Source organism: Streptomyces sp. NPDC036764 (genome assembly GCF_055609385.1).
Genome location: NZ_JBVJPT010000001.1, coordinates 1,630,139 through 1,642,969 on the forward strand (window position 1 = coordinate 1,630,139; position 12,831 = coordinate 1,642,969).

The window sequence follows — 12,831 nt, forward strand, 5'->3', positions numbered from 1 at the left end:
AAAGGGACAGGATTCGCGTGCCCACTGACGACAAGACTCTGACGTATCTCAAGCGGCTGACCACCGACCTTCGCCAGACCCGTCAGCGGCTGCGCGAGGTCGAGGCCCGGGACCACGAGCCGATCGCGATCGTGGGGATGGGCTGCCGGTTCCCCGGCGGTGTGGACTCGCCGGAGGCGCTGTGGGACCTGGTGGCATCTGGCGGCGAGGGTGTGTCGGGGTTCCCGGCGGACCGCGGCTGGGACCTGACGGGACTGTTCGGGGACGGGCCGGGCCAGTCGTCGTCGCGGCAGGGCGGCTTCCTGCACGACGGCGCCGAGTTCGACGCGGAGCTGTTCGGGATCTCGCCGCGTGAGGCGCTCGCGATGGATCCGCAGCAGCGGTTGCTGCTGGAGACGTCGTGGGAGGCGCTGGAGCGGGCCGGCGTCGACCCGCTGTCGCTGCGCGGCTCGCGCACGGGCGTGTTCGCGGGGCTGATGTACCACGACTACGCGTCCCGGCTGCCGGCGACGCCGGACGAGGTCGAGGGGCTGCTCGCCAACGGCAACGCCGGCAGCGTCTTCTCCGGGCGGGTGGCGTACGTCTTCGGCTTCGAGGGCCCTGCGGTGACCGTGGACACGGCCTGCTCGTCGTCGCTGGTGGCGCTGCATCTGGCGGCCCAGTCGCTCAGGTCGGGGGAGTGCGATACGGCCCTCGCCGCCGGTGTGACGGTCATGGCCACCCCGGCCACCTTCGTGGAGTTCTCCCGGCAGGGCGGGCTGGCGTCGGACGGCCGGTGCAAGGCGTTCGCGGAGTCGGCTGACGGCACGGGCTGGTCCGAGGGCGCGGGCGTCCTGGTGCTGATGCGGTTGAGCGAGGCGCGTCGACAGGGTCGGCCGGTACTCGCGGTGGTACGGGGTACGGCCGTCAACCAGGACGGTGCGTCCAATGGGCTGACCGCGCCGAACGGGCCCTCCCAGCAGCGGGTGATCCGCCAGGCCCTCGCGAACGCCGGTCTGTCACCGGCCGAGGTCGACGCGGTCGAGGCGCACGGCACCGGCACCCGGCTCGGCGACCCCATCGAGGCCCAGGCCCTCCTCGCCACCTACGGGCAGGCACGCGACGGCGACGGTGAGCCGCTGTGGCTGGGGTCCGTGAAGTCCAACCTCGGGCACACCCAGGCGGCGGCGGGCGTGGCCGGTGTGATGAAGATGGTGATGGCGCTCGACGCGGAGCGACTGCCGCGCACCCTGCACGCCGAGCAGCCGTCCTCCCACGTGGACTGGGAGTCGGGTGCGGTGCGGCTGCTGACCGAGGAGCGGGCGTGGCCGCGCGGTGAGCGGCTGCGCCGGGCGGGTGTGTCGTCGTTCGGCATCAGCGGTACGAACGCCCACGTCGTCATCGAGGAGGCGTCGGCCCCTGCCGCGACGACATCCGACGGCGCCCCGGCCCCCGGCGAGCCCGACGCCGAGGACGCCGAGACTCCGGCAGCCACTGCGGCTGTCCCGGTCCCCCCTGCCACGGCGGTCGAACTGCCCGTCATCCCCTGGGTCGTCTCCGGGCGCAGCGCCGACGCCCTGCGCGCCCAGACCGAACGACTCGCCTCGGTCGACGCCGACCCCCTGGACACCGGCTTCTCCCTCGCGGCCACCCGCGCCGCCCTCGACCACCGCGCCGTCGTCCTCGGCCGCGACCTCGCCGACCTGCGCGCGCAGCTCACCGCGCCCGTGATCAAGGGCGCGGCGACCGAGGGCCGTACGGCGTGGATGTTCACCGGACAGGGCAGCCAGCGACCCGGCATGGGACGCCAACTCGCCGCCATCTTCCCCGAGTTCGCCACCACCCTGGACGAGGTCTGCGCACTCCTCGACGCCGAACTCGGCTTCGGGCAGCCCCTGCGCTCCGTCCTCTTCGGCGACGACGAACAGACCCTCCAGGACACCGGCTACGCCCAGTCCGCCCTCTTCGCGCTGCAAGTCGCCCTCATCCGGCTGATGCGCTCCTGGGGCACGGAGCCCGACGTCGTGCTGGGCCACTCGATCGGCGAGTTCGCCGCCGCCCATGCCGCCGGAGTCCTCGAACTCCCCGACGCCGTACGGCTGGTGGCGGCCCGGGCACGGCTCATGCGCGCCCTGCCGCAGGGCGGGGCCATGGCCGCGATCGAGGGCACGGAGGCGGAGACCGCCGAGCTCCTGACCGACGGCGTCGTCATCGCCGCGGTGAACAGCGCCACGTCCGTCGTGGTCTCCGGCCATGACGACGCCGTACGACAGTTGCTCGAGACGGCACGTCAACAGGGCCGCCGGGCCACACTGCTGCATGTCTCGCACGCCTTCCACTCCCCGCTCATGGAGCCGATGCTGGCGGAGTTCGCCGAAATCGCCGCCCAGGTGACCTACCACCGACCCACCCTCCACGCGGTGAGCACCCTCACCGGAGCCGTGCTCGACGGCGACGACTGGGCGAGCCCCGACTACTGGGTACGACAGGTGCGGGAGGCCGTACGCTTCCATGCCGCCGCCCGCACGGCCGTGGACGAACTGGGCGTCGCCCGCTTCCTCGAACTCGGCCCCGACCCCGTCCTGTCCGCCCTCGTCGACACGGCCCCCGCGGCATGCGTGCTGCGCCGAGACCGCGACGAACGCGAGACAGCCCTGGCCGCCGTCGCCGAGCTCTTCGTCCGCGGCACCCCGGTCGACTGGGCGGCCGTCTTCACCGGCACCGGCGCCCGCGAGGTGCCCCTGCCGACGTACGCCTTCCAGCGCCGCCGCTACTGGCTCGAAGCCCCGCGCACCACCGCCGACGCCGCGGGCCTGGGCCTGCGCCCCGTCCGCCACCCGCTGCTGGGCGCCGCCGTGTCCGTCGCCGACACCGACACACTGCTGCTGACGGCTCGGCTGTCCGTCGCCGACCAGCCCTGGCTCGCGGACCACGTAGTGGCGGGCACGGTGATCGTCCCCGGCACCGCGCTGCTCGAACTGGCGCTGGCCGCGGGGGAGCGGGCCGGCTGCGACCACGTCGACGACCTCACCCTCCACGCCCCGCTCGCTCTCCCCGCGGACCGGGCCGTCGAACTGCAGGTGGGCGTCGAGTCGCCGGACGCCGCCGGACACCGAGCCCTGCGCATCCACGCCCGCCGGCACGACCCGGCCGACGAACTGCCCTGGACGCTCCACGCCTCCGGCACCATCGCCGAGACCGCCCCGGCGGGAGAGACATGGGACCTGCGCGTGTGGCCGCCGCAGGGCGCGGAGCAGGTCGAACTCGGCGGTCTGTACGAGAGGTTGGGAGCAGCAGGACTGTCGTACGGCCCGGCCTTCCGCGGCCTGGAGGCCGTATGGCGCTCCGGGGAGGACTGGTTCGTCCAGGCCACACTGCCCGAAGCTGCCACGGACGGCGCCGAGGGATACGGCGTGCACCCGGCGTTGCTGGACTCGGTGCTGCACGTCCTGGGCCTGTGGGAGCAGGACGGCACCCGGCTGCCGTTCCTGTGGTCCGGTGTGGAGCTGTCCGCCGTGGGGGCGTCCACGGTCCGCGTCCGCGTGCGGCCGCGAGGCGAGGACACGGTCGAACTCCGGGTCGCCGACGCGACCGGCGAACCCGTCGCCACCATCGACAGCCTCCTGCTGCGCCCCGTCACACTCACGGAGCCGGAGACCGGCGACTCCTTCGTCCGCGACGCGCTGTTCCGCGTGGACTGGCGCCCCCTGACCGAGACCGGAGACGCCGGGACCGCCGAGTGGGCCGTCCTGGGCGCACTCCTGGACGGGCACCCGTCCGCCCGCCACGGCACCTCGTACGCCGACCTGGACGCCCTGCGCACGGCACTCGACGCCGGCATGCCAACGCCGGGCACCGTGGCCCTGCCGCTCACGGCGGCCCCCGCACGCACCCTCCGGGAGACCGTCGCCGAGACACTCGGCACGATCCAGGAGTGGCTGCGGGAACCGGGCCTCGCCGACTCCCGCCTGCTGATCGTGCTCTCGGGGCCGGCCGACGACGACGAGCCCCTCACCGATCCGTCCATCGCCGCCGTCCGGGGCCTGGTCCGCACGGCCGCGACCGAACACCCGGGCCGTATCGCCCTCGCCGACATCGACCTCGACCCAGCCTCCTGGGAGACGCTCGCCGGGGTCCCGCAGACGGTGAGCGAAGTACTCATCCGCCGGGGGCTGGCACGGGTGCCGCGCATGGTGCGGATGGCGTCGGGTGGGGTGCTGGTGCCTCCGGTGGGTGCGGGTGCCGGTTGGCGGATGGATGTGGTGGCTCAGGGGCGGCTTGATGGCGTTGCTCTGGTGCCGGAGGTGCCGCGTGCGTTGCGGGCCGGTGAGGTGCGGGTCGCGGTGCGGGCGGCGGGGGTGAACTTCCGTGACGTGCTGAACGTCCTGGGGATGTATCCGGGCGATGCCGGCCGGCTGGGGCATGAGGGTGCCGGTGTGGTCGTGGAGGTTGGTCCGGAGGTGACCGGTCTGGCGGTCGGTGATCGGGTGATGGGCCTGCTGGACGGGGCGTTCGCTCCGACTGCGGTGACCGATGCGCGGCTGTTGGCCCGGGTGCCGGAGGGTTGGTCGTTCGAGCAGGCGGCGTCTGTGCCGATCGTGTTCCTGACCGCGTATTACGCGCTGGTGGATCTGGCCGGGCTGCGGGCGGGCGAGTCGGTGTTGATCCATTCGGCTGCGGGTGGTGTGGGGATGGCTGCCGTGCAGCTTGCCCAGCACCTTGGCGGTGAGGTCTATGGGACCGCGAGTGAGCCGAAGTGGCCGGTGGTGCGTGAGCTGGGGGTTGCGGAGGAGCGGATCGCCTCGTCGCGGACGACGGAGTTCGAGGAGCGGTTCCGGTCGGGTGTGGATGTGGTGTTGGACTCGCTTGCGGGTGAGTTCGTGGATGCCTCGTTGCGGTTGGTGCGGCCGGGTGGGCGGTTCGTGGAGATGGGCAAGACGGACATCCGCGACGCTGAGCAGGTGCGGGCCGAGCACGGCATCGACTACACCGCCTTCGACCTCATCGACGCCGGTCCGGACCGGATCGCCGAGATGTGGACCGCGCTGCTGGAGCTGTTCGAGGACGGCATCCTGCGGCCCGCCCCGGTCACCGCATACGGGATCTCCCAGGCGCCGGAGGCGCTGCGCCTGCTCGGCCAGGCCAAGCACGTCGGGAAGGTTGTCCTTTCCGTGCCGTCGCCGTGGGGTGGTGAGGGCACGGTGTTGATCACGGGTGGGACGGGTGGTCTGGGTGCGGAGGTCGCCCGGCACCTGGTCACCAAGCACGGGGTACGGGATTTGCTGCTGGTGTCCCGGCGCGGTCCCGGGGCCCCTGGTTCCGCCGAACTCGCGGCAGAACTCGAGGAGATGGGTGCTCGTGTCCAGGTGCGGGCATGTGATGTGGCTGATCGTGATGCGCTGGCCGCTGTCCTTGACGGGGTGGATCTGTCGGGTGTGGTGCATGCGGCGGGTGTGCTCGATGACGGCCTGATCGGTGACCTGTCGGCTGAACGGCTGGGCCGTGTGGTGGCCGCGAAGGCTGAATCGGCGTTGCTTTTGCATGAGTTGACGGCTGATCGTGAGCTGTCGGCGTTCGTGCTGTTCTCGTCGTTCGCCGGTGTGGTGGGTAATGCCGGTCAGGCGGCGTATGCGGCGGCGAACAGTGTGCTGGATGCTCTGGCGGTAGCCCGCCAGGCGCGCGGGCTGCCGGCCGTGTCGCTGGCGTGGGGCATGTGGGCGAATGCCGACGGGATGGGCGGCACGCTGGGCGAGGCCGAGTTGGAGCGGATGGCGGGGCAGGGCTTCCCGGCGTTGGAGACGGGTGAGGGGCTGGCGCTGCTGGATGCCGCTCTGCTGGTGAACGAGCCACTCACCGTCCCCGTCGCCCTGCGCACCTCGGCACTCGGCGAGGCGGTCCACGGTGCCCTGCCCGCAGTGCTGCACGATCTGGTGCCCCTCCGGGCACGTCGTCGTACTCTCGGCGCTGCCACCGGGGCAGGCGGCGAGCTCGCACGCCGTCTCGGCGGGCTGGCGCCGACCGAACAGCGCAGGGCTGTACTGGAGTTGGTCCAGGCGCAGGTCGCAGTGGCGCTCGGCCATGCTTCGGCCGCGTCCGTGGACGAGACCCGCAGCTTCAAGGACCTCGGGTTCGACTCGCTCACCGCCGTCGATCTGCGCAACCGCCTCGGTTCCGCGACCGGTATCGCGCTCCCCGCCACCCTCGTCTTCGACCACCCGAACCCCAACTCACTGACCGACCACCTCCTCGAACTGGTCCTCGGCGAGATCGCCGCGCAGACCCCCTCGCAGCCGCGTGCACAAGTGGCGTCGGCTGTGGATGAGCCGGTGGCGATCGTGGGGATGGGGTGCCGGTTCCCGGGTGGTGCGGATTCTGCTGAGGGGTTGTGGGATCTGGTGGTGGAGGGGCGGGACGGTTTGTCGGCGTTGCCGGCGGATCGTGGTTGGGATCCCGCTTTGTTGGAGGGGTTGGCTGCGGTCGGTGGTTTCGTCGAGGGGGCGGCGCTTTTCGATGCTGAGTTGTTCGGGATTTCGCCGCGTGAGGCGTTGGCGATGGATCCGCAGCAGCGGTTGTTGTTGGAGACGGCGTGGGAGGCGTTGGAGGACGCGGGTATTGATCCGTCCTCGCTGCGTGGAACCCCGACGGGCGTCTACGCCGGCGTCTCCGCCAACGGGTACGGCAGCGGCACGGTCGACGATCCACAGGGCAACACCGAGGGGTACCTGCTGACGGGCAGCACACCCAGCGTTGCGTCCGGCCGCCTGGCCTATGCCCTGGGGCTTGAGGGGCCGGCGATGTCCGTGGACACCGCCTGCTCGTCGGCTCTGGTCGCCCTGCATCTGGCCTGCCAGGCGTTGCGGTCGGGTGAGTGCGATCTTGCGTTGGCCGGTGGCGCCACGGTCATGGCGACGCCGACGATCTTCCTTGAGTTCGCGCGGCAGGGTGGGCTGGCGGGTGACGGGCGGTGCAAGTCGTTCGCCGATGCCGCTGACGGGACCGGCTGGGCCGAGGGCGGTGGCGTTCTCGTTCTGGAGCGGCTGTCCGACGCTCGCCGTAACAACCATCCGGTGCTGGCGGTGGTGCGGGGCAGTGCGGTCAATCAGGACGGTGCGTCCAATGGGCTGACCGCGCCGAACGGTCCGTCCCAGCAGCGGGTGATCCGGCAGGCGTTGGCCGCGGCGGGTGTTGACGCCTCCGAGGTGGATGCGGTCGAGGCGCATGGCACCGGCACCCGGCTCGGCGACCCGATCGAGGCGCAAGCTCTGCTGGCAACTTATGGTCAGGCGCGCTCCGATGACGACCCGTTGTGGCTTGGCTCGATCAAGTCGAACATCGGGCACGCGCAGGCGGCGGCCGGTGTCGCGAGCGTGGCGAAGATGGTCATGGCGCTGCGGCGTGAGCGTCTGCCGCGGACCCTGCACGTTGATGAGCCGTCCTCGCATGTGGACTGGTCGGCGGGTGCGGTGGAGCTGCTGACGCAGGAGCGGGCGTGGCCGCGTGGTGAGCGTCCGCGTCGGGCAGGCGTCTCGTCCTTCGGCATCAGTGGCACCAACGCCCACATCATCCTCGAAGAAGCCCCCGCGACTCCTTCGGCTCGGAAGCCAGACCCCGTATCCGACCTTCCGGTGATTCCGTGGGTCGTATCGGCTCGCACCGCCGATGCCCTGCACGCCGCCACGGCACGGCTGGTGGCGCACGTCGAGACCCATGACGTCGGTCCGGTGGACGTCGGGTTGTCCCTGGCCACGGCCCGGGCTGCTCTGGAGCATCGGGCGGTTGCGCTCGGGCGTGATGGTGATGCCTTGCGGTCGGGGCTGGCCGGTCCCGCCGTGACCGGTGTTGTCGCGGACGGTCGTACCGCCTGGATGTTCACGGGTCAGGGCAGTCAGCGTCTCGGCATGGGACGTGAACTCCACTCCGCCTACCCGCACTTCGCCCGCGTCTTCGACGAGACCGCGGCTCTGCTGGAGACCGAGCTGTCCGGCGTGGACGGCTTCCCGCTGCCGCTGCGGGATGTCCTCTTCGCGGTCGAGGGCTCCGAGGCCGCAGCCCTTCTCGATCGCACGGGCTACGCCCAGGCCGCTCTGTTCGCGGTCCAGGTCGCGTCCGTTGCGCTGCTGCGTTCGTGGGGTGTGACACCGGATGTGGTGTTGGGTCACTCCATCGGTGAATTCGCTGCCGCCTTCACGGCGGGTGTCTTCGAACTGCCGGATGCGGTGCGGTTGGTGGCGGCTCGGGCTCGGTTGATGCAGGCGCTGCCGGAGGGCGGTGCGATGGCCGCCGTGGAGGCCGGCGAGGCGGAGATCACCGAGCTGCTCGCCGACGGCGACGACGTGACGATCGCCGCCGTCAACGGACCGGCCGCAGTGGTCGTGTCCGGCGCCGAGGACGGCGTCGAGCGGGTCATGGCGGCTATCCGTGAACGCGGGCGCCGGGTCACCCGCCTGCGCGTCTCGCACGCCTTCCACTCCCCGCTCATGGAGCCGATGCTCGACGAGTTCGCCGCCGTCGCCGAACAGATCACCTACCGTCGCCCCGTTGTCGCGGCGGCCTCGTCGGTCACCGGTGAGACCGTCGGGGAGGGCGACTGGACCAACCCCTCCTACTGGGTCCAGCAGGTGCGCCGGCCCGTCCTCTTCCACGACGCCCTGGCCACCGCGACGGGGTCGCTCGGTGCCGGACGGTTGCTGGAGATCGGACCCGATCCGGTGCTGAGTGGGCTGGTCGACCCGGCGTTCGCGCCGTCCTTCTGCGCTCTGCGCAAGGGGCGCCCGGAGGCCGAGACCCTGCTCACGGCACTCGCCGAGCTCTTCGTCCGGGGGACGCGTGTCGACTGGGCGGCCCTGTTCGAGGGCAGCGGTGCGGGCCGGGTGTCGCTGCCGACGTACGCCTTCCAGCGGCGGCGCTACTGGCTCGAGCCGGCCCGCGCCGCCGCCGATGCACGCGGCCTCGGCCTGGCCCCCGCGGAACATCCGCTGCTCGGCGCGGCCGTCACCGTGGCCGGCTCCGACACCCTGCTGCTGACGTCCCGCCTGTCGGTGCGTACGCATCCGTGGCTCGCCGACCATGTCGTGGCCGGCAATGTCGTCGTACCGGGCACGGCGTTCGTCGAGCTCGCCCTCCAGGCAGGCGACCGCGCCGGTTGCGGGCGGCTGGCCGAACTCACCCTTCAGGCGCCGCTCGTGCTGCCTTCCGACGGAGGCGTCACGGTCCAGATCACCGTGGAGCCCCCGGCAGCGGACGGCGCTGAAGCCCGGGCCCTGCACATCTACGCCCGGCCCGACGACGCGGCCCCCGACCAGCCCTGGACCACGCACGCCACCGGCCTCCTGGACAACGCGGCAGCCACGCCTTCGGCCGCACCCGAACTGCGCACCTGGCCGCCGGCCGGGGCCCGTGAACTCGACCTCGACGGCCTCTACGAGCGACTCCACGGGTCCGGACTCTCCTATGGCGCCACCTTCCGCGGCCTGGCCCGCGCCTGGACCTCCGGCGACGACCTGCTTGTCGAAGCGGCCCTACCCGAGCCGGCCACCGGCGAGGCCACCGCCTTCGGGCTCCACCCGGCGCTCCTCGACAGCGTGTTGCACGCCCTCGCCCTGCGCGCGGGAGAGGAGGAGCAGGGAGCGCTGCTGCCGTTCCTCTGGTCGGGTGCCGCCTTCCACACCGTCGGCGCGAGCGTCGTGCGGGCCAGGCTCACCCCGCGCGGATCCGATACGTACGCGCTGCATGTCGCCGACGCCGCCGGCGCCCCCGTCGCCGTGGTCGACTCGCTGGTGCTGCGCCCCGTCTCGGCGGCCGACCTGACACGGGCGGCCACCGGCCCGGACGGCCTGTTCCGTCTCGACTGGGTGCAGTTGCCCAGCACCGATCGCCCCGAGACCGCCCGCACCGGTCACTGGGCGGTGGTGGGCGACCGTGACACGGCCGCATGGCGTGAGTCCGGGGTACCGACCAAGCACTACGCCGACCTGGACGCCCTGGTCGCAGCCGTGCACGGGGGCGAGCCCGCCCCGGTGGCCGTCGGACTGGCGGTCGGGGCCAACTCTGGTGAACTCCTGAGTCCGGTTGCTGATCTCCTGGGTGCCATGCGGACCTGGCTCGCACATGAGCGATGGGCTGACACGCCCTTGGTGGCACTGACCACCGGTGCGGTCGCCCTGCACCACGCCTCCGGCACCGACACCCCGGACCTGTCCGGCGCCGGTGCCTGGGGCCTGGTCCGGTCGGCGATCAGCGAGCACCCCGGCCGCCTCGCCCTCGCCGACGTCGACGGCACCGCGGCCTCGTACCGCACCCTCGCCGAAAGGCTCGCCCCCCTCGACGAGCCCCAACTCGCCCTCCGCGACGGCGAGGCGTGGGTACCGCGACTGGTCCGGATGGCTTCGGGCGGCGTCCTCGTGCCGCCGGCTCCGGCCCCGGGCACGACCTGGCGCGTGGAGGTCGCCGAGCAGGGCCGTCTCGACGGCGTGGCGGTGATCACGGAGGAACCGCGTGCCCTTGGCCCCGGTGAGGTGCGGGTGGCGGTGCGCGCCGCGGGTGTGAACTTCCGTGACGTGCTGAACGTGTTGGGTACCTACCCCGGGGATGCCGGGCGGCTGGGGTACGAAGGTGCCGGTGTCGTGGTCGAGCTGGGTCCGGAGGTGACGGGGCTGGCGGTCGGTGACCGGGTGATGGGTCTGCTGGACGGTGCGTTCGGTCCGTCGGCCGTCTCGGATGCGCGGTTGTTGGCGCGGGTGCCGGAGGGGTGGTCGTTCGAGCAGGCGGCGTCCGTGCCGATCGTGTTCCTGACCGCCTACTACGCCCTGGTCGACCTCGCCGGACTCAAGGAAGGCGAGTCCGTGCTGATCCACGCCGCTGCCGGCGGTGTGGGCATGGCCGCCGTACAGCTTGCCCGGCAACTGGGGGCCGAGGTGTATGCGACGGCGAGTGAGCCGAAGTGGCCCGTCCTGCGGGACCTCGGGATCGGCGATGAGCGGATCGCCTCCTCCCGGACGACCGAGTTCGAGGAGCGGTTCCGGCCGGGTGTCGATGTGGTGCTGGACTCGCTCGCGGGTGAGTTCGTGGACGCGTCGCTGCGGTCGGTGCGACCCGGTGGCCGGTTCGTCGAGATGGGCAAGGCCGACGTACGCGACCCGGAGAAGGTGGCGACCGCACACCCGGGCGTCACTTACCGAGCGTTCGACACGTTCGACGCGGGTCCGGACCGGATCGCGGGGATGTGGGCGGCGCTGCTGGAGCTGTTCGAGCAGGGCGCGCTGCGGCCGGTGACGTCGACTTCGTACGACCTCTCCCGGGCGCCGGAGGTGCTACGCCGGCTCGGCCAGGCCAAGCATGTCGGGAAGCTCGTGCTGCGGGTGCCGACGCCGTGGAGCGGCGACGGCACGGTGCTGATCACCGGTGGCACCGGTGGTCTGGGCGCGGAGGTCGCCCGGCACCTGGTAACCGAGCACGGCGTGCGGGACCTGCTCCTCGTCTCCCGGAGCGGGCTCGAAGCCGTCGGCGCCGTTGAACTCAGCTCCGAGTTGGCGGAGTTGGGTGCCCGAGTGGAGGTGCGGGCGTGTGATGTCTCCGATCGTGCCGCGCTCGCCGCCGTACTGGACGGGGTCGACCTGTCGGGTGTCGTGCATGCGGCGGGCGTACTGGACGACGGTCTTGTCGCCGATCTGACGCCGGAGCGGCTGGCCCGTGTCATGGCCGCGAAGGCCGAATCGGCGCTGCTTCTGCATGAGTTGACGGTCGACCGTGATCTCTCCGCCTTTGTTCTCTTCTCCTCCTTCGCCGGTGTCGTGGGCAATGCCGGTCAGGCCGCCTACTCCGCCGCGAACAACGTCCTCGACGCCCTCGCGGCCACTCGCCGTGCCCAGGGGCTGCCCGGCGTATCGCTGGCCTGGGGCATGTGGGAGGCCGGTATGGGGGGCCGGTTGCCGCAGGCGGACCTCGCGCGGTTGCGGCGTGGGGGACTGCCGCCGTTGGCCGCGAGTGAGGCGTTGGCGCTGATGGATGCCGCGCTCGTAGTCGACGAGCCGAACGCCGTCCCCGTAGCCCTCCGTCCCTCGGCGCTCTCGGGGGGCCGGGTGCCCTCCGTGCTGCGGGACTTGGCGCCGGCGGCGGGGCGGCGTTGGGGCGTCGCCGCCTCGGGTGCCGCTGCCGACGGTGGCGGCCTCGCCGAGCGGCTGCGTGGGCTGGGCTCGGTCGAACGGGACCGTGTGCTGCTGGACGCGGTGCTGGCCGAGGTGGCCGGCGTGCTGGGGCACGCCTCGGCCGGATCGGTGGACGCGTCGCGGGCGTTCAAGGAGCTCGGCTTCGACTCCCTCACCGCAGTGGATCTCCGCAACCGTCTGAACAACGTGACCGGGCTGCAGCTCCCCGCCACCCTGATCTTCGACCACCCCACCATCCTGTCCCTCCGCGACCACCTCGGCGTGGAACTCGCCCCTGTCGACGACGGTGACACCGCCTTCCTCATGGGCGAGTTGGACAAGCTCCGCACGGTCCTCGCCGAGACCGCGCCGGCCGCGGACGACGACGTGCGCGCCGCGATCGGCGACCGGCTCCAGCAACTGCTCGCCACGTGGTCGGCGGGCGCCACCGACGGGGGCGGACAGGACCCGGACCAGGGCAACCGCGTCGCAATCGACGACGCCACCGACGACGAGCTCTTCGCCCTTCTCGACGACAAGCCCTGGGTCGCCGAATGACCACCCCGCCGCACACCCCGCTCTGCCCGGCTCTGGCTCGGCGACCCGCCACCGGCGATCGGCCGGTTACCGGTCGACGGCCACCGGGCCGAGTCTCCTGACCCTGCCCCGGCACGACTTCCAGCGCCCTGATTCGGCTCTCCGCGCTCTT

1 protein-coding gene is annotated in these 12,831 nt (G+C 72.2%); it reads left to right on the forward strand.

Annotated features, from left to right (window positions below; translation table 11 throughout):
- Positions 1-17: 17 nt before the first annotated feature.
- Positions 18-12,680 (forward strand): SDR family NAD(P)-dependent oxidoreductase, encoded by a 12,663-nt coding sequence (locus tag ACZ69Q_RS06500; RefSeq protein ID WP_471037322.1) that lies wholly within the window; start codon positions 18-20, stop codon positions 12,678-12,680.
- The last annotated feature ends 151 nt before the right edge of the window (positions 12,681-12,831 follow it).